The organism is Methanimicrococcus hongohii, from assembly GCF_032594095.1.
Lineage (GTDB): Archaea > Halobacteriota > Methanosarcinia > Methanosarcinales > Methanosarcinaceae > Methanimicrococcus > Methanimicrococcus hongohii.
Map to the genome: position 1 here is coordinate 230,357 of NZ_CP131059.1, position 22,199 is coordinate 252,555.

The 22,199-nt window shown below is 40.8% G+C and carries 16 protein-coding genes and 1 pseudogene; 7 read left to right on the top strand and 10 right to left on the bottom strand.

Translation table 11 applies throughout. The features are described from left to right. Window positions 1-195 precede the first annotated feature (195 nt). Window positions 196-732 (top strand): Rrf2 family transcriptional regulator, encoded by a 537-nt coding sequence (locus tag MmiHf6_RS01085; RefSeq protein ID WP_316557873.1) that lies wholly within the window; start codon window positions 196-198, stop codon window positions 730-732. Window positions 733-1,129: 397 nt separating this feature from the next. Here MmiHf6_RS01085 and MmiHf6_RS01090 read toward each other — a convergent pair whose 3' ends face one another. Next, window positions 1,130-1,504: a hypothetical protein gene (locus MmiHf6_RS01090; RefSeq protein ID WP_316557874.1), complete on the bottom strand. Its 375-nt coding sequence runs from the start codon at window positions 1,502-1,504 to the stop codon at window positions 1,130-1,132. A gap of 233 nt (window positions 1,505-1,737) precedes the next feature. Here MmiHf6_RS01090 and MmiHf6_RS01095 point away from each other — a divergent pair, with 233 nt between their 5' ends. Then, the gene (locus MmiHf6_RS01095; RefSeq protein ID WP_316557875.1) at window positions 1,738-2,274 is read left to right on the top strand and encodes a flavodoxin family protein; all 537 of its coding nucleotides are present in this window, start codon (window positions 1,738-1,740) and stop codon (window positions 2,272-2,274) included. A 705-nt stretch (window positions 2,275-2,979) separates the two neighbouring features. Continuing rightward, a complete protein-coding gene (locus MmiHf6_RS01100; RefSeq protein WP_316557876.1) occupies window positions 2,980-4,047 on the top strand; it encodes an NAD(P)-dependent alcohol dehydrogenase in 1,068 nt (355 codons plus the stop codon). A gap of 315 nt (window positions 4,048-4,362) precedes the next feature. Here MmiHf6_RS01100 and MmiHf6_RS01105 read toward each other — a convergent pair whose 3' ends face one another. Continuing rightward, window positions 4,363-4,887: a hypothetical protein gene (locus MmiHf6_RS01105; RefSeq protein ID WP_316557877.1), complete on the bottom strand. Its 525-nt coding sequence runs from the start codon at window positions 4,885-4,887 to the stop codon at window positions 4,363-4,365. A 397-nt stretch (window positions 4,888-5,284) separates the two neighbouring features. On the opposite strand from MmiHf6_RS01105, the gene MmiHf6_RS01110 reads away from it, so the two are divergent. Then, complete coding sequence (locus tag MmiHf6_RS01110; protein WP_316557878.1) at window positions 5,285-5,686, top strand: hypothetical protein; 402 nt, start codon at window positions 5,285-5,287, stop codon at window positions 5,684-5,686. Window positions 5,687-5,787: 101 nt separating this feature from the next. Here the strand turns inward: MmiHf6_RS01110 and MmiHf6_RS01115 are convergent, their stop codons facing one another. The 3 genes from MmiHf6_RS01115 to MmiHf6_RS01125 all read right to left on the bottom strand — a co-directional run bounded on the left by MmiHf6_RS01115 (window position 5,788) and on the right by MmiHf6_RS01125 (window position 9,714). Beyond that, window positions 5,788-6,378 (bottom strand): XTP/dITP diphosphatase, encoded by a 591-nt coding sequence (locus MmiHf6_RS01115; RefSeq protein WP_316557879.1) that lies wholly within the window; start codon window positions 6,376-6,378, stop codon window positions 5,788-5,790. Between the two features lie 115 nt (window positions 6,379-6,493). Beyond that, a complete protein-coding gene (locus MmiHf6_RS01120) occupies window positions 6,494-8,428 on the bottom strand; it encodes a KEOPS complex kinase/ATPase Bud32 (protein ID WP_316557880.1) in 1,935 nt (644 codons plus the stop codon). An 881-nt stretch (window positions 8,429-9,309) separates the two neighbouring features. Further along, entirely contained in the window at window positions 9,310-9,714 is a 405-nt protein-coding gene (locus tag MmiHf6_RS01125; RefSeq protein ID WP_316557881.1) for a hypothetical protein, read from the bottom strand. A gap of 451 nt (window positions 9,715-10,165) precedes the next feature. Between MmiHf6_RS01125 and MmiHf6_RS01130 the strand changes: the two genes are divergently transcribed. Beyond that, window positions 10,166-12,223, top strand: coding sequence for a hypothetical protein (locus MmiHf6_RS01130; RefSeq protein WP_316557882.1), 2,058 nt, complete (start codon window positions 10,166-10,168; stop codon window positions 12,221-12,223). Window positions 12,224-12,664: 441 nt separating this feature from the next. On the opposite strand, the pseudogene MmiHf6_RS01135 reads toward MmiHf6_RS01130, so the two are convergent. Both MmiHf6_RS01135 and MmiHf6_RS01140 read right to left on the bottom strand, forming a co-directional pair. Then, window positions 12,665-13,414 (bottom strand): annotated as a pseudogene (locus MmiHf6_RS01135) (4-phosphopantoate--beta-alanine ligase); the annotation flags it as partial. 991 nt (window positions 13,415-14,405) lie between these two features. Further along, window positions 14,406-14,639 carry a hypothetical protein gene (locus MmiHf6_RS01140; protein ID WP_316557883.1) on the bottom strand — a complete coding sequence of 78 codons (234 nt, stop codon included), beginning with the start codon at window positions 14,637-14,639 and terminating at the stop codon, window positions 14,406-14,408. Between the two features lie 476 nt (window positions 14,640-15,115). On the opposite strand from MmiHf6_RS01140, the gene MmiHf6_RS01145 reads away from it, so the two are divergent. Together MmiHf6_RS01145 and MmiHf6_RS01150 are read left to right on the top strand one after the other, a co-directional pair. Beyond that, window positions 15,116-18,052 carry a DUF3458 domain-containing protein gene (locus MmiHf6_RS01145; RefSeq protein ID WP_316557884.1) on the top strand — a complete coding sequence of 979 codons (2,937 nt, stop codon included), beginning with the start codon at window positions 15,116-15,118 and terminating at the stop codon, window positions 18,050-18,052. A gap of 578 nt (window positions 18,053-18,630) precedes the next feature. After that, on the top strand, window positions 18,631-19,434 hold the full coding sequence (locus tag MmiHf6_RS01150; protein ID WP_316557885.1) for an adenylate kinase family protein: 804 nt from the start codon (window positions 18,631-18,633) through the stop codon (window positions 19,432-19,434). 228 nt (window positions 19,435-19,662) lie between these two features. Here the strand turns inward: MmiHf6_RS01150 and MmiHf6_RS01155 are convergent, their stop codons facing one another. From MmiHf6_RS01155 to mer, 3 genes are all read right to left on the bottom strand, one after another. Continuing rightward, the gene (locus tag MmiHf6_RS01155) at window positions 19,663-20,130 is read right to left on the bottom strand and encodes a hypothetical protein (RefSeq protein ID WP_316557886.1); all 468 of its coding nucleotides are present in this window, start codon (window positions 20,128-20,130) and stop codon (window positions 19,663-19,665) included. A gap of 401 nt (window positions 20,131-20,531) precedes the next feature. After that, window positions 20,532-21,047: a nicotinamide-nucleotide adenylyltransferase gene (locus MmiHf6_RS01160; protein WP_316557887.1), complete on the bottom strand. Its 516-nt coding sequence runs from the start codon at window positions 21,045-21,047 to the stop codon at window positions 20,532-20,534. Between the two features lie 95 nt (window positions 21,048-21,142). Beyond that, window positions 21,143-22,144 (bottom strand): 5,10-methylenetetrahydromethanopterin reductase, encoded by a 1,002-nt coding sequence (gene mer, locus MmiHf6_RS01165; protein WP_316557888.1) that lies wholly within the window; start codon window positions 22,142-22,144, stop codon window positions 21,143-21,145. Between the last annotated feature and the right edge of the window lie 55 nt (window positions 22,145-22,199).

The window sequence follows — 22,199 nt, forward strand, 5'->3', positions numbered from 1 at the left end:
AATATCTATGAAAACAAAATTTATAAAATGATTTTTTTTGAATTGTTTTGAATATTTATTCAAAAACGCAAGGTTTTTCGTTTCAATCGTTTAAAAGAATAACAAAAAGAATAACAAAAAGAATAACTTAATAACAATCGAAACATATTATAACGCAATTCATAAAAAAATAAATGATATCAGGGAGGCAGGCATATGAAAATTTCGAGCAGATTCAGTATTGCGGTTCACATTATTATAACGATTGCAATTCTCGGAAACAAGCAGAAGATGACATCCGATTTCCTGGCTTCCTGTATTTCCGTCAATCCCGTTGTTATTCGCCGTATTTTGGGTCAGCTTAAAAAAGTGAATATCGTTGACGTTAAAGCCGGCGAAGGCGGCGCTTTTTTAATCAAAGACACATCCGATCTGACGCTTTTTGACATTTACCAAGCGGTTGAAGTCGTCGAAGATATTTCTCTCTTCAACTCTCACAAACAACCCGAAACGGCTTGTCCGGTCGATTGCCCGTCTTGTCCGAGACTGTCCGAAGGCAGCGATTCGGAAAGCTGTCCGGCAGCTGCGAACGCAGTCGCCGCGAATCCGAATTGCGCTCAGATCGATGACAGCGCTGCTTGCTGCTACATTCACAATAATATCGAAAATCATTTGCTGTCGGCGCAAGAAGCAATGGAAAATTCGTTGAAAGAAACGACGATTCAGCAGATGATACATGAATTATCTTCCTGATTTCTTTTTTGTTTTTTGTTTTTGTTTTTTTGTTTTTGTTTTTTTGTTTTTGTTTTTTTGTTTTTTGTTTTTCTTTTTTGTTTTTTTGCGTAATTTGTGCTTGAGCAGGCGCGACGCGCGCGAGCTGCTCCGTTTTTCTTTTGTTTTCAATTTTTTCGTTTCAGTTTTTGTTTTCTATGTGTTTCCTGCTTCGGTTATTTTATATTCGTATGAAAGTCTGTGTTTGAATTTTTTATTCGTCGTTGAAAGAATCTGCCGTCTCAATTTCTTTCGATTTTTGATTTAGATGTATGAGAAGGCCGTGTTCGAACTTTTTATTCGCAGGGGAAGAATCCGCCAAGTCTCGTTTCTTCGCTCCGCTCAGAAACTCAACTTGCGGGGACGGTATCTGAACTTTTCATTTATTTTCATCAAAAACAAACATCGTTTTTAAAAAATCTAAATGAAAAGCGAACGCCGTTTTTCTTTCAAAATATTTCTTTATTTTGGGTTTTAAGGGGCGTTCGGGTTTATCGAAATAAAGAAAAAGCGATGTTTGGTTTCGTCTAATATTTAACAAAAAGACGATACACCGCCCCTCCAACGACGCGTTTTTGAGCGCAGCGAAAAAAGAAGGAGTTGGAGATTCTAACAATACGATTATAAAAATTAACAACGGTTTTTGTTGATACTGCCTTCTTGCTGCGGTTTGTACTGCTGTTCCCATCGGGTTTCTGTTTTCGCCGGCAGCAGCTGCCGCCACCGCGCGCGACCTGCCTCTTTTTCTTTTCATTTTCAATTTCGCCCGCCTTTTTTATTTCGAATTCAAATCTCATCCTCCTGTTCTTCTTATTTTTAAAATACAAAGTCTTAAATAATAAAACTCACAATCCTTTATTGTTGTAACCAGTTCGCTTACAACGAAAAACGACTTATCAAAAACGACAATCGGCTATCAAGTTTAATTAATTTACATAATTGAAACCAAAAATCAACCAAAAATCAATCAAATTGGTGTGGATTAACATGAAAATTCTCGGAATTACAGCAAGCCCTCACGAAAAGGGCAACACAGCAACTCTTGTTCAAAAATCTCTTGAAGACGTCGCCGCAAAAGGCGCAGAAACCGAATATGTCAATTTGGCAAAATTAACAATCAATCCCTGTAAAGGATGCAACTATTGTAAAGCGCATGACACATGCGTTCAAAAAGACGATTTCGCAGGCGTCATGGACAAATTTGTCAGCGCAGACGGCATCTTAATGGGAAGTCCTGTTTATTTCTTTGACATCACCGCTCAGGAAAAAGTTTTCATCGACAGACTTTACGCCTGCGTTGACGGTCAGTCCAAATCCAGAATTCCCGCCGGCAAAAAAATGGGATTCGTTTACTCCCAAAACACGCCCGACAGACACGCATTTGACGCCAATTTGGACAAATACAACCAAGTAGCCGGAATGCTCGGCATCGAATCCGTCGGCAAATACGTCTCCGTCGGCGATGTTTCAGCCAATCCCTCCGAAATCGACGGCGCTGTTGAAATTGCCGAAAAATTGCTTTAATTATTTTTACTGATTTATTAATTACTTTTTACTGATTTAGTAAATTTACTCAGTAATTTTATTCGTGTAAATTTATTCGTTTAGTAAATCGTTTAATTAGTAAATCGTTTAATTAGTAAACCGTTTAATTAGTAAATCGTTTGAAAACCCGTTCCGATTTTTTCGGAACTCATTACTTTTTTATTTTTCTTTATAACCTTTACCCTTTAAGAGTTCATTTATTTTTTAAAAATTTGCTCAATTTTTATCGAATTTTCGTCGGTTGTTAATTTTCAATCATGATAATAATGTATAATTTTTCAAAATTTCTTCATTTCTCTTTTTCGAAATCCGTCGGATGTTTATGATTTTTCTGTTTTTAAAAACAATATATACAGAGTCTATTTTGTAAATTGTATATTACAAAGTTAATAATGTTTACAAGGTAATGATTTAGCTTTTATTTATCATAATTGTTAATGTCGGTTCCGCAAAATATTTATAGACCCGAAGAATCGTCGAAAACGCAGGTTGAAAATCTGCGAGAGAGAGTTTGTGATTAATTTAGAATTAATTCAAAAATTGATAAAAATCAAAAAATTGATAAAAATCAAAAAATTGATGAAAATCAAAAAACTGATGAAAATCAAAAAACTGATAAAAACCAATTTTAAAAATTAATAAAAATTAATAAAAATTAATAAAAATTTTAACTTAAATCAGGAGATGTTAAATTTGAGAGGATTTGCCATGCTTGGCATCGGAAAAGTCGGATGGATTGAGAAAGAAGCGCCTGTTGCCGGGCCGTATGACGCAATCGTCAAGCCGCTTGCAGTCGCACCGTGTACATCTGACATCCATACCGTTTGGGAAGGCGCATTGGGAGACCGCAAAGACTTAATTTTGGGTCACGAAGCTGTCGGGGAAGTCGTTGAAGTCGGATCCGAAGTCAAAGACTTCAAAGTCGGCGACCGCGTCATTGTTCCCGCCATCACGCCGGACTGGAGATCAGAAGCCGTTGCCCAGGGATACCCGCAGCATTCCGGCGGAATGCTTGCCGGATGGAAGTTTTCAAACTTCAAAGACGGTGTTTTCGCCGAAGAATTCCATGTCAATGACGCCGACATGAACTTGGCGATCATGCCGAAAGGAATGTCGCTCGAACAAGCCGTAATGCTTCCGGACATGGCGCCGACAGGCATTCAGGGCGCGGAACTCGCACGCATCAAGCCCGGAGAAACAGTTGCTGTCATCGGTATCGGTCCGGTCGGTTTGATGTCCGTTGCAGGCGCTGCCATTTTGGGAGCCGGCAGACTCTTTGCCGTCGGAAACCGTCAGGTTTGCGCAGATCTTGCAACCGAATACGGCGCAACCGACATTATCGATTACAAGAAAGGCGACATTGTCGAACAAATCTTAAAAGCAACCGGCGGAAAAGGCGTGGACGCAACAGTCATTGCCGGCGGCGCTTCCGATTCGCTCGGTCAGGCCATTGAAATGACCCGTCCAGGCGGAACGATTTCAAATGTCAATTACTTTGGATCCGGCGATTCAATTCCGATTCCGCGTCTTGCGTGGGGCAACGGAATGTCACACAAAGACATCCGCGGCGGACTTGTTGCCGGCGGCCGTCTGAAAATGGAACAGATGGTCAACCTTGCCGTTTACAACCGCATTCAGCCTGAAAAGATGGTCACTCATGTCTTTGACGGTTTTGAAAACATGGAGAAAGCTCTCTTACTTATGAAAGAGAAGCCCAAAGACCTGATTAAGCCGGTTGTATTGCTCGAATGAGCGAAAAAACAGACCATACAAGAAAAACGTCAATTCCCCAAACATAAAACCCCATAAATAAATCAGCAAAAAAAGTAATGCCGTCTGTAACCGTTGCAGGCGGCGTTGCTTTTACAATAAAAAGAAATAGATTTGAAATGTTTTTTATTGATTTATATTGAATATTGATCTATCAATTTTCCAATGATTTATCGATTTTCTATTGATTTGTCTTATGTTTCGAGGAATCCTGCCTTCTTATTTTTATTTTTATTTTTAATTTTTTTTTAAATTAATAAAAAATCTTTTTCATTTTTTTCTTTCATTTTTTTTCTTTCATTTTTCTTCTTTGTAATCGGCTTCATCATTATATTCGCCGTATTCGCCGCTGTCGGGCGCGTCGCCGTACATATTATTATTGTATCCGACGACATACACCTGCATATTTTTGGTGCCGTAATTCAGCAGTTTGATGACGTATCCTGTTGTGAAAAGAATAACAATCGAAATGACGGTCACGGCGAGGCCGAGCAGATTCGCAATCGAACTCCAGAATGACGGTGCCGTTTCAAGCATTAAATAATTGTAAATGCCGATGACAAGCGGCAGGATCGCAACGATATAACACAAATATGAAACGATTTTCAAATTGTAAATGAAGCTCTCCTTGTCGTTATTGAGATATGTCGGAAAAATCGTTTCCATCTTTTTGACAAGCGCCGCAATCAAAAAGAAAATTGCCGCAGGTATGAAAAAGAGCGGAAGCGGGACGATAAATATCGGAAAAAGGAATATTTGAATCACGGAACAAATTAAAAAAATCCATCCGATGACGGCAAATGTTTTGTAATAATCTTTCATGTTTTTCCTCACGTTCGTTATTATCAGTTTGTATCAGTTTTTATTTTTCTTTCTCTTTGTCTGTTCTTTTATATTAATTTCAGCGTTGCCGTTTAACAGGCGGTCGCCGCGCGCGAGCCGTTTCATTTTTATTAGATTTTCAAACCTGACCCTATTTTTATTTCAATTTCCGGATGAACCCCAAACATCCATTTTCAAAAACGGTGAACCCGAACGCCCGATAAAATCCTAAAAATTTTTAGATTTTGGATAAAAGAAGGCGTTCCGTTTTTGAAAATATGAATGAAAGACGATGTTTCAACAGATTTTATATCGGATAATATTTCGAAAACCGCCCCCTCCAACGACGCGTTTCCGGAGCGCAGCGGAGGAAAGAAGGAGTTGGAGATTCTTTCTCGTGAGAAATAAAAACTTAAAACTGTCAGCTTTTTCAGTTGTTTTCGGTTCCGGCAAAGTGTTTTGCTGCGACTGTCTTTTAATGTTGCCGGCTCCTGCCAAGCCTGCCAATCTGCAACTGTATTTTACGGCTGCTGCTGCCGATCAGGTTTGCATTGCTGCTGCTAATCAGGTTTGTGTTGCTGCCTGCATCTGCTCATTTTATGGTAATCTGTTGGCATTAAATTTTGCTCGCTTCGCTCACAAAATTTCGGGTTGCAGCGGGAGGGAGGTATCTGTTTGCAGCGGGAGGGAGGTGTCTGTTTGCAGCGGGAGGGAGGTTTCTGTTTCCGCTGCTGCCATCAGTTTTCCGCCCGGCAGCAGCTGCCGCCGCCGCGCGAGCCGCACAAATTCTCAAAAATAAATCAAAATCAATCGCCCGTTTTTCAAAAAATGAAAACAAAAAAGATATAACCAAAACAAAAATAAAAACATAAAAGTAAAAATCAACAAAAACATCCGCATTCAAACGGTTTTAACCCATTCAATAAACTTATCCAATGCTCTTTTTCTGTGTGAAATCGTATTCTTAAATTCAATGCCGAGTTCGCCGAATGTTTTGCCGTTGTAATCAAAAATCGGATCAAAACCGAATCCTTCATCGCCGCGCTCTTCAAATGCGATTTTGCCTTCAACGATTCCCGAAAATGTCAGCGGCTCTTTTCTGGGTTCGCAGAACGCGATGACGGTTTTGAAATAAGCGTCACGATTTGTTTCATTTTCCATCAATTTTAAAACGCGCGGATTGCCAAGATGATCTTCAACAAAACGGGAGTAAGGGCCGGGAAATCCGTTCAACGCTTTAATGAAAATGCCTGAATCATCAACCAAAACAGGAATCTTCAAATCGTCGGCAGCCGCTTTTGCAGAAGCTGCGGCAATCGGTTCCAAATCATCCGCCTGAATCTCGGGATAATCGCCTTTTTCTTGAACGGCTTCAATTCCGACCGATGCCAAAATTTCTTTGATTTCTGCGAATTTACCGGCATTTCCTGTTACGAAAACAATTTTTTCATAAGCAGGCTTTTGAATCTTTTCTTCTCTTCCGTTATCCATTTTCATTTCTCCCGATTTCTTTTATTTCTTTGTTTTTATTGTTCCGGTTTATTTCTATTTTTTTGTTTTCTTTTTTTGCTTTCGTTTTGTTTTCTTTTTTCGTTTTGTTTTTTCATTATTTTCCTTCGATATATCGGCCGCGCATTTTGATTTCTTCGGCGCGCTTTAAGATGGCGTCGGCGTCTTTATACGTTTTTCTGTAACCCTCTTCGAATAATTCTTTCAACCGCTCTGGATTTTTGTGAGAACTGTCATATGTTTGGAATAAAACGTGAATGTCAACGCCTTTTGCTTCCGTGCTGTTTTCTGAAAACGAGAGTCCGAAGTCGATTAAATATAATTTTGAATCCGCGCCGTAAATCATGTTGGATGTCGTCAAATCGCCGTGAATGATATTGTTTGCATGCAATTTTCCGATCATTTCGCCGACGGCGATCGCCGTTTTTTCATATTTTTCTTTGTTTTTGTTGTTCTTTTTGTCTTCGTAATTCTCTTTGTTTTCATCGTTTTCGATGCTGTTTTCATCTATCGCGAATTTCAACGGCGTGCCTTGTATGCGTTCCATTTTGACGGAATACTCTTCGACACCGTAAATAATCGGGGCGGGAATGCCGCATCTGCGCGCTTCGGTCAGCATTCGAACTTCCGTTCTTGTTCTTTCTTTCCGCAGCTTTGAATCGATTTGTGGCAGCCGGTAATTCTTTTGAATTCTTTCTTTGACAACCATTTCTTTGGTTTCATCAAAGGCGATATCGAATTCTTTTTCAAAACCATAATTTTTTATTTCTGTATGAACGACGGCTTCGGCGCCGTTTTGCATTTTCTTGATTTCCTCTTCGCGGTCGACAATTTTCGGCGGCTTCCATGTCACCGACACTTCGTCGGGGCGGAATCCGGCGTCAACGAAGGATTCTTTAACGGTGAGCGTGTCGCCTGCTTTGAACATCAAAAGTCCGGTGTAGGCAATCATTGCGCCGTTGTCGCCCATGAATTTCTTTTCGGGAACATAGAATTTTGCGCCGCGCGCCGCGCACATTTGCTCCAGCATTTCGCGAATGCGGCTGTTTGCGCCGACGCCGCCTGCCAAAAGCACTTCATTTTTGCCGGTGTGCGCAAGCGCGCGCTCGGTCACTTCAACGGCCATCGCAAAAGCGGTTTCCTGATATGAGTAACAGACGTTTGACAAAAGTTTTTCATCAATTTCATTTTTGTCATTCTCGTTTTGTTTTCCATTCTCGTTTTGTTTTCCATTCTCGTTTTGGTTTTCATTTTCGTTTTGGTTTTCATTTTCGTTTTGGTTTTCATTTTCGTTTTGTTTTCCATTTTCGTTTTGTTTTCCATTTTCGTTTTGGTTTTTGTTTTCATCATTTCGTTTTGCTTTATTTTCTTTTAAAATGCGCGCTGCCGCTGTCGATAATCCTGAAAAGAAAAAGTCCATTCCTTTGACGGTGTAGGGCAAATCAATATATTCATCAGCATTGGCGGCGTATTTTTCAACGAGCGGGCCGCCTGGGTGCGGAAGTCCCGCGGATCTTGCGAATTTGTCAAGCGAATTGCCGAGCCCGATGTCAAGCGTTTCGCCGAACACGCGGTACGCGCCGGTTCCGGGCTCGTTTTCTTCATACGCCAAAACTTGAGAATTTGCGCCGCTCACGTAAAGCGTGATCGGGTCGGTCGCTTCCGTCTTCCAAAGGCCGACTTCGATATGCGCGACGCAATGATTCACGCCGACCAAGGGTTTGTTCAGCATAATTGAAACCATGCGCGCCGCGGTTCCGACGATTCTGAGACAAGGGCCGAGCCCGGGACCTTTTGAAAAAGCGACGACATCAATATCAGATTTGGAATATCCTTTTTCTTCAAAGAGTTTGAAAAGTTCTTCAATCGTTTCTCCGATGTAAGCGGCGTGATGCTGCGCAGCTTCGCGCGGGTGGATGCCGCCGGATACCGGCTTGTAAGTGTGCGTGACGTCGACGATGACATCTTCTTCGCAGACGATTGCGGCGCTTAAATTCCAGGCGGTGCCTTCAATTCCGAGAACGATTGTCACAAAATTACCTCAAAGAGAATGTCAATGAAATTAAAAATGAATAAAGGGAATTAAATAAATTAAATGTAAAATGATGCGATTTCTGATTTTGAAATATGAAAGAATGTTTTAGATTAAATCTTTTCTAAGAAGATGAATTTCGATGAAATAAATCGCAAAATCAGAATTAAACCATAAAATCAGAATAAAATAGTAAAAATCAGAATAAATCTCAAAATCAGAATAAAATCGTAAAATCAGAAATATTGTAAAAAAATAAGTCCTGCCAAGTGTGCATCAACATGCCGAAACACCTTTGTTATTAATCAGTGAGTCGTCATTTGTTGTTGATTAAGCATGGCAGGTATCATTAAAACATAGAAACAATTCCTTACTATTTAAATTTTTTTAATTTGTTTCGATTGGTATTATTTATAAGTATTATTTTGAAAAATATTGTTTTAATTTATATTAAATTTATATTAATTTGCCAAAGGTTCCATTCATTCTGCTTAAATTTATATTTACAAATTCAATTCTTTCCGGAAAAATTAAAAAAGATATTTATAAGCATGATTCTTTCTTGGTAAGTAACGGAATGTTTCCGTTAGTATCCGATCGGCAACGGATTAAAATTATGCCGATATGAAATGTACCTCCGCTTCCCGGCGGCGGACATCAAATAAATTGCCGGCTTTTTCTAATAATACTAATAATATTATTATTAAAGAAAAAAGAGTGACTGACTGATTTAAATAATCTTAAAAATCAACCGAAAAATAATTGTTCGGTTGACTTTGTTTTCGATTTTTATTGATGATTTTTATTGATCATTTTTTGCTGATTTTTTTGTTTTTGAAAAATGTAACTCAAAAATTACTCAAATCAGATTGAATCTGAAATCAAAGATTCAATTTTTTATAATCCCAAGTAATTTCTGTAATATCGGGTTTTTTGCTGCTGTATCTTTCCGAATGCCATTTTTCTTCTTTGGCAACGATTCTTACTTTTCTGACTTTTTCTTCGCTGTCTTTGAATGAGACTTCCATTTCATCAAATTCATCGGGACATTTGCCGAAAACAAGGAAAATGTAATCGCGGATAATTCCTTCATCTCTTTGAAGGTGAATATGGCGAATTCCGGGAATGATGGATGAAATCATTCTGTCGCCGTCAATAATCACGGCGGATTCGTTGTCATGATCCGTGTCAACGGTCAATAAACCGGTAATTTTGCTTTCCGTCAATATTTTTTTGAAAACACATTCTTTGTTAACAGTTCTCTCTTCATCTTTTTTGTCGATCATTTTTTATCTCCGTTTTGTTTTTTTGGATTTTAGTTTTGGATTTTAGTTTTGGTTTTTAGTTTTGGGTTTTTATTTTGGGTTTTAATTTTGGTTTTTAATTTTGGGTTTTAATTTTGATTTTTTAATTCATTTCAAAATTTGTTCCTCAACCGGAGGAATTACAATTATATAATTCAATTTAGAAATATATATTTGTTTTTATTATTATTTTGATATTTTGATTTGGATGGAACCTGTCTTTAAAAACAAATAAAAATCTGAAAGTTTTACTCCAAGTCATGTTTTCACGTGTATTTCATCAAGCTTGTTTTTATTTTTAAATATCTATTTAATAAAAGTATAAATCCCATTAATCGTATTCATTTCTATTAGTTATACAATATTTATCATTTCAAATTGAATAAATGAATTTTTTTCGATAAAAAATGAGTCAAAAAGGGTTTGAGAAATTATGACAAATACAAAAGCAAAGAATCGTTTATTTTCACGTTTACCGATTTTTTTGGGAATCGTTTTAGTATTATTGGTTTTAGGATTGGGGACGGCTGCAGCCTCCAATGAATTTGACATTACAAATGGAAATATTACAATTGTGAAAGTACAAGATGAAGACAAATTGAATATCGGCTATAATGACGGAGAGCATGACATTATCGCATATGTTTCAATAAGTGAGATAATCACAATCACTCAAAGTAATTCGGAAAAAACATCCTTCATCATTGTTGTTGATACCACGGGTTTCTCAAATCCTCCTGAAATTCAAATCAAACTTGACGGCGTAAACATCTCCAATTCAACTTCATCTGCCATGTCCTTAAAAGGAGGCGCAAGTTTCAGAGTCATCTTATCAGGCGACAATTTTTTGACAGGCGGCGTTTTAAACGGCGCAGGACAAGCCGGTTTGGAAGTTTCGCCGGATTCAAAACTGACGATTTCCGGGGACGGAAGTTTGACGGTGAAAGGCGGCGATGGCTCATCTTATGGCAATTGTTATGGCGGCGGCGGTGCAGGTATCGGTACACACGGCGGAGCTTCAGAAGGAGTTATAGGGCATCCAAGTGAAAATGTTGGGATAATTACGATTAAGGGCGGCATTGTTACCGCAACCGGCGGCAAGGGTGCCTGGAGTGGCAATGGGGCCGGAATCGGTTCCGGCAGCGGCGGTGTTTATAACGGCTCATCCCCGAACGCGGTTGGTGACAGTGGCGACGTTACCCAAATCACAATTGATGGCAGCAAAACTGATATCATTGTTACTTCCGGAGGAATCGGTCCGGGTCTCCCGGGAACCAACCCAATCTCCAACGGAAAATCCGGTTCCGGAAATGTCATTATTACAAGCGGAAATGTTTTGATTTTGAGTCAGCCGAATAATAATGTTGAATTCAAAAATGCAGACGGAGATCCAATTTATCCGATTTCATTTTTCGTTAATAAAGGCGGAAAGGGAGAAGCAGGTGTCAAGGTAACCGCCGGTTCTTATATGGCTTATACAAGAGAAAATTCCTCATTTCTCGGCGGCGAAGTAGGAACTGTTACAATGTGGCTTCCGTTGAATGATAAAACCGAATTTGAATATGAGAAAGAGTCGTATGATACTATTAGTAGAAATTATGCTGTAACGGATAACAATCCGTTATTTAAGGTCAATTTGTTAAATTCTGAATTCAAATTCGAGACGGAATCTCCGATTTATCTTCGAAACGGATCATCCGATTATGAAGTTAAGACAAGCATTTCTTCTAAGATTGAAATACTCACAGATTCTGATGGCAGCGGACTTACAATTGATAATAATAATGTTCTTGATGCAACAAATACGATGACAGGAAAGTATGATATTGAATTAAAAGCGACATCCGATGATTCGAATGATGATTATGATTATTTTATTGAAAAAATATTTACGGTTTATGTTTGGGATTTCGAAACCGATGAACCGGCTACAGGAACGGTCAACAGTGAATATAATGATAAAATCGAGATTGATGTCGGTAGCGGTGAACACATTGATTGTGAATTTGTTTTATCGGATTCGACTTCCCATGTTTTAACAGACATCGGTTTGACTTTAAATCCGGACGGAACAATTACGGGAACACCGACCGGTTCCGGTTCGTTTTCAATAATCGTGGAAGCAACTACGAGCGGCTGTTATTTAGGTTCTAAGGAGTTCGATCTTATAATCCAAGATGAAGTCAAAACAAGCGGTTCCAAAGGCGGCTCAGGTTTCGGCAGCGCAACAGTTACTCAGTCAAATACATCCGGAACAACAACACAATCAAACGAAACGGTTTCAAATACAACCGCGACCGGTAATTCAACCTTGACTGATAATACAAATGAGCCGGAAAACAATCAAAATGAATCCGATTCAAATCAATCGGCAAATGAGAATGGATATTCGGATGACAATTCGTCCTCTTCATTATTGGTTTTCGGTATCGCAGCAGCAGTCATCGCAGTTCTTGCAGTGGCAGGCGTTTATTTCTATAAGAAAAATTGAAACGAATTCGGTAAGAAATTCAATAATAAAATCTGATAAAATCAGCAAAATTCAGTAAAAATGGATTCAGTAAAAATGAATTCAGTAAAAATGAATTCAGTAAAAATGAATTCAGTTAAATGGAGCTTTAACGGCTTCATTTAACCTTTATTAATTTATTTCGTTTTTAAAATTGTTCGTTTTTAAAATTGTTCGTTTTTAAAATTGTTCGTTTTTAAAATTATTCATTTTTAAAATTTCAAGCTTTTTTTCTTTTTACTCCATCATCAAATCGCCGCCGCGCATCATGACTTTTCTGGCGGTTTCGGCGTTTCTTTGGATTCTCGCGTTTCTTCGGGCTTCTTCGCGCTCGGCGTTTCTTTTGTCGTTGCCGGAACGTTTGCCGCCGGTTTCGTCGGGTTTGCCGTCGTTCTTGTCGGAATCTTCGTCGATTCCGAGGATTTCGTTTTGTTTGGCGGTCAAATTTTCTTTCATCGTTTCAATCGCGTCCATCAAAACAACATTGTTGTCGTAAGCGTCAACGATTTCCCACAAATCTTCTTCATTCATGTTTCTGAATTCGGGAATCATGTCAATCATGTTCGGAAGCGCGCGTTTGAGATTGTCAACGATGCTGACGTGCGCCGTCTGCGCCGTTCTTGAAAGCGGATTCAAGTCAATCGCGATCACCAGTTTTTTCATGTCCGTCAAAACTTGACAGCGGTCGCCGTCTTCGAGCGGAACGAAAACGACGTCGGCGTCAAAAATCCCGTCGCGCTCGACTTTCGCGCGTTCATGTTCAAGCGGCAGCAAAGGTTCGGCATTTTCGCCCAAAACAACGTCGGCGCCGTTTTCTTTGAGTTCGCCGATAATCTTTTTCACCCTTTCGTCCGTGCGGTGGAAAAGGTTGACCTCCAATTTCGCGCCCGTCAGTTGCGAAAGCATCACAAGTTCCGCCGCCGCAAGCGCCGCCGCGTTTCCGTTCACCGAAATGACAGGATTTTCCGCCAAAAGCAAAAGACAAACCGCAACCGCTTCAGCATAAGCAGCGCCTTCAGTCGTATTTTCCCCAATCAAATAATCAAACGCTTCGCCGCGTCCTTGAGCAATCAAACCCTGGCGGCTTGTCATACCTTTTTCAACGCCCGCGACGATTTGTTCGCGCGCCATTAAAGATTCATAACGAGGATGGTTTTTCGGGATTTCAGTCATAGATTTTCCTTCAAATTTTGATATGATTTTGAATGATTAGATTAAATGAATTAATGAATTGAATTAATGAATTGAATAATTTTAATTGGTGATAAAACCGCTTCATGTTTTAAAATGATTCGTTTGAAAAGAAACTAAAGAAAGAATCAATTTGAATTTGAGATAAAAACGGGGGTCGATTTGAATTAGTGTTAAAAGTTTGGGCGGCTCGCGCGGGCGGTTGGCGGCAGTGTCGGCAGGCGACAGCAGCGGCGACAGCAGCGACAGCGGCGACAGTTAAAAGACAGTTGCCGATTGGCAGGCTTGGCCGGCGCCGGCGCAGTAATTTGTTTCGAGATTGTGTATTATTATTAAAAGCGGTGGTTCAATTCATTGAATCGCGGTAAGAATCTCCATCTCCTCCTTCACTCGCTTCGCTCGTGAACTCGTCGTTGGAGTGGCGGTAATTCGTCTTTATTTCAATTTTCGGACAAATCCAAACATCGTTTATTTCTTTAGTTAATCAAAACCCGAACGCCCGATAAAATCCAAAAAAATAAAACATTTTTTGATAAAAAACGGCGTTCGTTTTTCTTTTAGATTTGAAATAAAACTGATGTTTGTTTTTGCTTCAAATTAATGAAAAGTTCAGGAAACAACCCCGCAAGTTGAGGTTCCCGGAGCGAAGCGAAGGGAATCGAGACTTGGCGGATTCTTACACGACGAATAAAAAGTTCAAATTCAGCTGATTACAAACACAATTTAAAATTCCCGTAGCATAGCGTTGTGAATTGAGACTTGGCGGATTCTTTCACGACAAATAAAAAGTTCAAATTCAGCTGATTGTAGCGGCAATTAAAATGTCGGCGATTTGGTTTTGTTGAATCGTGGTAAGAATCTCCATCTCCTCCTTCCCTCCGCTCCGCTTCGGGAACTCGTCGTTGGAGTGGCGGTAAATTATCTTTTGTTTCAATTTTCGGACAAACTCAAACATCCCTTTTTCTTTAATTAATCAAAACCCGAACGCCCTTTTTCTTTTAAAATCTAATTCATTTTTTTGAGAGAAAAGCGGCGTTCGTTTTTCTTTTAGATTTGAAATAAAATTGATGTTTGTTTTTTGCTTCAAATTAATGAAAAGTTCAGGAAACATCCCCGCAAGTTGAGGTTCCCGGAGCGAAGCGAAGGGAATCGAGACTTGGCGGATTCTTACACGACGAATAAAAAGTTCAAATTCAGCTGATTGCAAATCATTAATCTTAAAATCGGTATCTGTGGAATTTGTTGAATCATTGTAAGAATCTCCAACTCCTTCTTTTCTCCGCTTCGCTCCGAAAACGCGTCGTTGGAGGGGCGGCGCTTTGTCTTTTAATTTACATTTATTTCGATTGAAACATCGTTTTTCTTCAATCTAAAAAAAGATTTGAACGCCTTCTTTCAATTCAAATTTTCATTTATTTTTAGGGTTTTAGCGGCGTTCGTGTTTTATCGAAATTAAATAACAATGGATGTTTGGGTTTGACCCGAAATTAAAAAAATTGAAAATATAATTATCGAAATTAAAAAACTGAAATTTTAAAAATTGGAATTTAAAAATTGAAATGAATTAAAAAGTCAATATTAAAAACAATTAAAATCGGAATTTAAAAAACAATTAAATTCGAAATTAAAAAATCGCAATTCTTAAAAATAAATATTAATACCCCGAAAACATTCATCTTTTTCATGAAAGAAAGACTTTACCGATATTACCCCGAAGACTTCGGACGACTCAATTTCCGTGTCCTTCATATGGATTTGGACTTTGATGTTTTTGATGACCGAACGGTTGTCACTTCTCATTTGTTTTTGAAAAACATGGACGCGCCCGCCGATAAAATTTCTTTGAACTGCCGCGATCTGGAAATCCTGGTCGTTGACGCGCCGAATTTTGAAAAATACGATTATCGGCAAAAAGACGCTTACCTTGACATTTATTTCAATCCGCCGATTCAAAGAAATGAAAAAATCGAAATCATTACCAAAACCGTCTGCCGCCCTACAAAAAATCTTCTTGAAGGACTCTACTACGACGAAACGCCCGCAGACGCGCCGCCGCAGCAAATCACACAGTGCCAGCAATGGGGATTTCAGCGAATCGTTCCCTGCATCGACGACATGACCGCCAAATGCACCTACAGAACAACCATTCGCGCCGATTCCCGCTACACAAACATCATCACAAACGGCGACATCGCAGTCCCCCGAAAAACCGTCCTGACCGATCCCGCGTCCGGCCTCTCCCGCGACGAAATCGTTTACGAAAACATGAAAACACCGATGGCGCCCTATCTCTTTTTCCTCGGCGTCGGCACCTACGACACCTACACGCGCGAATTCGAATATCCCGACGACTACTGCTTCGACTTAGAACTCCTCATCCCGCCCGGATCCGATAAAAATTACGCCGAACAATCCTTAGACATCCTGCAAGACTCAGTCATGTGGGTTTACCTCTTTACCGGTCCCGAAAGCCACAAAGACGTCGAAATCAAAAGCCAAATCTTCGACCTCATCAAACTCCGCGACCACCTCAAACACAACCTCAACTCCGCGTCGATCAACCCCGAAAACCTCAACAAAACAATGGACAACCTCGGCGCCGTGCGCGACAAAATCGCAGAACTCTCCAAAGGACTCACCTTCGGCTACAAATACACCGGAACCGTCTACCGCGAAATCGGTATGCAGAACTCCGACTTCGGCGGCATGGAAAACGTCGGCAACACAACAATCACAACCAACCGCATCATGCCGTCCAAAAACATGCTCGACGGTGCATTCGAATACATGGCCGACGTCAAAGCCCACGAATATTATCACAACATCAACGGCTCCGAAGTCACCGGCAACAGCCCCTTTGAAATCTGGCTCAACGAAGCCGTGACCGTCTTAATCGAAAACGAATTCCACGCCTATTTCTTCGGCGAAGAATACACGCGCCTCCAAACAATCCTCAACCTTTACGCCCCGATTTCGGGAACATTCGCGCTCGATTCAAGCGCTTCATCCATGCCGATTCTGCCCGACGGATTCAATGACCCCAACGACCTTATCACATCCGTCACCTACGTCAAAGCCCCCGAATTCGTTCAAATGATCGAAACGCTCATCGGAAAAGGCGCTTTCTCGCGCGGGCTTGACGCGTACCACCGCAAATACAGTCACAAAAACGCCCGCACCTTCGACTGGATCCATGAAATGGAAGTCGTTTCCGGAATGCAGCTCATGCGCATGTCCAACAGCTGGCTGCACCAAACCGGCTACCCCGTCCTCGCCGTCGCCAAGAAGTATGACGCGCAAAGCGGCGAATTCCGCATGAAACTGGTTCAAAACATTCCCTACACCAAACAGCCCTGGCAATTCCCGTTCTCGTATGCGCTTTGCGACAGAAAAGGAAAAATCATTCACGAAGACATTTATTTCGTTCAGCACCGCGAAGAAGAAATCGTCATTCCCGATGTCGATCAGCCGGCGTTTGTTTCACTCAACAGAAACGGATCGTTTTACGGCAAAATTGAAACAGATATCAATCCCGATCAAGACGCCGATATCAAAGAACTTCGGATCCAAGCCAAGAAAGACAAAGACATTATCGGCCGCTGGCTTGCATTCTACACGCTGACGGACATGGAAAAGAAATATCTTCTGCTTCACAGAAACGCGGAAGCCCGTCCCGAATATGTTGATCTTTATCACGAACTTCTCTGCGACCATTCGCTTTTGGAAATGACGGGCGGTCTTTTCCTCACGCTTTTTGAATCCGTCGACGACGAAGAATACGCGCACCACTACAAAGAACTCTACAACGTGCGTTTGAGACTTCAGACAGCGATTGCGAAAACGCATGAGAATTCTCTTAAAATCATTTACGATGACTATTCCGAAATGCAGGACCCCGAAGAAGACAAACTCTTCTCGATGCGCGGCTCTCTGCGCCTGAAAGCGGGACAGATCAAACGCCGCCAGGTCAAAAACAACGCTTTGAGATTGCTGTCCGTCTTGGACACGCCCGAAATTCACGCGCTGATCAAACGCCAATTCCTGACCGCCGTCAACGCGACTGACCGCGCCGTTGCTTTTGCCGCGTGGCTGAACAGTTCCGCGCCCGAAAAGCGCGACCTGACTCAGATTTACATGGAAGAGTGCAAAAAAGACCTCGTCGCCTGGGAAGCATTCTTGTCAGCAGTTGCAAGCACGGACGCGTCCGACTGCCTAGAACTTGTCAAAATGGTTGAAGCCGACCCCATGTTCAGAATCGAGCAGGCAAACGACCAGCGCGCGCTGTACGGCGCTTTCGCCCGCAACAGAAAATATTCGCTGCAAACGCCGGAAGGATTGGAATTCCTGAAGCAGACGATTATCCGTTTGGCCGGAATCAACGAATACAGTACGGTCGGTCTTTTGAACGCTTTTTCAATCATTGACTTCATGAATCCGAAATATTACGTTCCGTTGGTGGACGCGCTGGTAACGATTGCCGAATCCGTCAGCGCCGAAAAGTCGCCGAGCGTTTACAACAGGATTATTAAACTGCTCGTCGGCGCGCCCAAAGCGGTCAGATTGTATGAGAAGGAAGTTCGGGAAATTCCGTTCCTTCAAAAACAGGAGATTTCTCAGTGACGGTTCAGTGACGGTTCAGTGACAGTTCAGTGATGACTCAGTGACGTTTTTGATGAATCGTTTTTGATGAATCGTTTTTGATAAATCGTCATTGATTTTTTATTCATTCAATGTTAATTTTTTGTTCACTTAACATTGGTTTTTTTGTTCATTTAACATTGTTTTTGTTGAATTGATATTGATTTTTATTAATTTAACATTTGATTTTTATTGCTGTTGTTTGTTTTATATCGGATGCTATTGATTTTCAACAAAATTTGTTTCAAATATAAACTTCAACCGGTTGACAATCAACACAAAAGCCTTAAAGAATAATGTCAATTTCATTATTCTTCAAAAATTTTATTTAATATTAATTAAAATTCAATTCAAACTCGGTATCAAACCGAAATATTCGGATTCAAATGATTTAATTCATTTTCAATTTATGATTCAAAATGCATTGTCCGATTCCAAAAACGTCTTCTGTCTCAAAAACGGTTAAAAATGGTGTATGCTTTGGTAAAAATGAAATAATGGTATATTCTTCGTTAAACGAAAAACGGGTTTTATTCGCAGATGTTGACAGGTGCCAATTTATGACTGATATTTTATTTCCTCCCTTTTTGACGATTGCGCTTACGGGAACACCCGGAACAGGCAAAACCGAGCTTTCGAAGACGCTTGAGTCCGAAGGGTATCGTATTCTTCACATTACAGAATTTATTAAGAACAATAACATTCCGTCCGAACGCGATGATGAAAGAGATTGCGATGTCGTTGACATGGATGCTTTAGAAGAAGCTGTTTTTGAATATCAGCAGCAGATTCGAAAAGAGTTTAATCAAGTTTATTATTCCGACGGCTTGACGCTTGAGGATTTGCACAAATCGCCGCAATATCTTCCGGTTTTGCTTGTCGAAAGCCATTTGGCGCATTATTTATGCGATTTGTCTGTCGTTCTCCGAACGCACCCGTACACGCTTAAAGACAGGTTGAGCGAGCGCGGTTATTCTCATCAGAAAGTGATGGAAAATATTTTGGCGGAATCCATCGACGTCGTTTTATGCGATTGTTTTGATTATTGCCGCCGCGTTTACGAAATTGAAACGACGAATCAAACGATTGATGAAACGGCAAATTGTTTGAAAGAATTGATTCACGCGCTTTACGATGATGAATTGAAAGCGTATGAAGGGTTGATGGGCAAAATGCAGTCGCTTTCCGAAGACGTCGCCGCAGGCGTTCCGATTTCCGATGTTTTAAATTCTTATTCCTTTGAAGACGACGGCGCAATCGTTTACACTGATAACGATGATGTCGGTGATTATGTCAAAGAAAAGAATCCGATTTTAATGAAATATACGCCGGGAAAGAATGATTGGAGCGAATTGACGGAATAAGTCGGAATAAATCAAGTCATTCGATTCCATTTTCTTTCACTTCCTTTTTTATTTCTTTTCTCTTTTCATTTCTTCTTTTTACTTTCTTTTCATTTCTTCTTTTTATTTTTTCATTTTTCTTTTAATTGTTAAAAATGCGGTTCGGTTTTGCTCTTTTTGTTAAAAATTTCGGGTTCGATTTTGATTTCATTTTTTGTTTAAACAATGGTTCGTTTTTACTTTTTATTTTTAAATTTGTGCGGCTCGCGCGAGGCGGGCAGCTGCTGCTGCCGGCAGCTGCAATGCAAACCTGATTGCGCGCGGAAACAGAAACCTGATGGCACGCGGAAACAGAAACCTGATTGGCAGCGGCAACAGAAACCTGATTGGCAAGCGGAAACAGAAACCCGATTGGCAGCGGCAACAGAAACCTGATTGGCAGCGGCAACAGAAACCTGATTGGCAGCGGCAACAGAAACCTGATTGGCAGCGGCAACAGAAACCTGATTGCACGCGGAAACAGAAACCTGTAGGTAGCAGCGGCACGTTCGCGAATGCGAACGGATTACTAAAGAATGAGTCGATGCAAGCGGCAACACAAACCTGATTAGCAGCAGCAACGCAAACCTGATTGGCAGCAGCAACACAAACCTGATTAGCAGCGGCGCAATTAAAAGGCAGTTGCAGATTGGCAGGCTCAGCCGGAATTGAATGCAATTAAAAATCAAATTGTTTGTAATATTTTTGTTTCGGGTGGGAAAGAATCTCAATCTCCTCCTTCCCTCCGCTGCGCTTCGGGAACTCGTCGATTGAGGGGCGGTATTTGGTCTTTTAATTCATATTTATTCGATTGAAACATCGTTTTTTATCAATATTCTTCAAAACGGGAACGCCGTTTTTTAATAAAATCTAATATGTTTTTTAGGGTTTTATCGGGCGTTCGGGTTTTAACAATTTTATGAAAATTGGATGTTTGGGTTTTTGTTTCTGAAAAACAAAAAGCGGAAAAACGAAAAATTTGATTAAATAAAATTTGATAAAATAAAATTTGAAAAAATAAAATTGAAAAATGAAAAAATTGAAAAATGAAAAAACGGAATCGATAATTGATTTTTCTTTCAATCATCATTTCCCGCGACTCTTTTGATTCGGCAGATTCCGTTGATCTCATCGATAACTTCGGCAACGGTCGGCGGAACGAATTCTGCCCATTCTCTGTTTTTGCTTTCAATCATCGAATTGCGAACGGCGGTGCCGGAATAAATGCTGCGCTCGTGCATCGCGGGGCGGCGCACTTCAATGCCTGCTTCCGTAAACAGTTGAATGACAAGAGGGTTGTTGGAATAAGCGACGTCAAATTTCGGAGACATCGACTTGACATGAGGCACCCAAAGCGCATTGTATTCAACGTCCTGAAGCGGAATAATATAGTGGCGGATCGGGAAATTTTCAAGCGATTTGAGAACCATTTCAATACGCTCGCCGGCGGTAAACGGGTCGCGCGGCGTGTGACTTTTTTGGGCGCTGCCGATTCCGATAACAACTTCATCCACTTCTTCGGCAATCGTGCTCAAAATTTTTTCATGACCGTAATGGAAAGGCTGAAAACGGCCGACATAAAATGCTCTTTTCATTTTTAAAACTCCAAACCAAATTCTTCAATCTTCGATTTTTTAAATTTTCAAATTTTTTCAATCTTCAAAGATTCTTTATTTTTAAAATTCCAATCTTAAAATTCTTCAATCATTTTTCCGATCAATTTGATCGATTTTTCTTTATTCGGGCCGAGCGGCGATCCCGCAACCAACTGCGTCACGCCCGCTTTTTCCAATTCTTTCGCTTTCTTCAAACACGCGTCATAATCGCCGACAACAGCGAAACGGTCCGCCGCGTCGTCAGTAATAATTGTATTCAATCCTTTGAAATCGCCGCGCCCGATCGCGTCCGCAATTTCCGTCTTAAGCTCTTTTGAAATGCTGTGGCGTTCCAATAAAACATCTGCTGCGCCCGCGATGATAAACGCGACAACAGGTTTTGCGGCGGCATAAGCTTTCTCGGCGTCTTCGTCAACTGAAAAGCAAGTGTAGGCGGCAACATCAATGTCTTTGATATTTCTGCCGGATCCTTCCGCGCCTTTTTTAATTTGAACTGCGGCGGCTTTGAAATCATCGGGGTGTGATCCGTTGATCAAAATACCGTCGCCGACAGCGCCTGCCGTCTCAAGCATTTTCGGTCCCTGCGCGCCGATATAAATCGGAATATTCATGTCAACACCGGTTTTTTTCGGGTCGGCAAAATCGATTTTCGCGTTTTTCAATTTGACAATTTCACCGTCATAAGATACTTTTTTCCCGGTCAGCAATTCTCTGACGACAACGGCAGACTCTCTGACCGCAGTCAGCGGCTTCTCTCCAAGAAGTCCGAGCGCTTCAAAAGTCATTTTGTCTCCCGGCCCGATTCCGAGAACGGTGCGGCCGCCTGCAATTTCGTTGACGGATGCGATACTTGTCGCCGTTATGACCGGACTTCTTGTGTACGGATTCGTGACGCCCGCGCCGATTTTGATTTTGTTTGTCGCGAGCGCTAAAACAGAAATGGTTGAATAAACCTCGCGGTTATTGTAATGGTCGGTAATCCAAACATATTCAAAACCCTGATCTTCCGCGGCTTTTGTGTAAGCGGCGATTTTAAAAACGGGTTCATTCGGGACAAGTTCAATGCCGAATTTCATTTTATCACTCGGAAATTTAATTAATTTTAATTATTTTAATTAATTTTATTTTTAA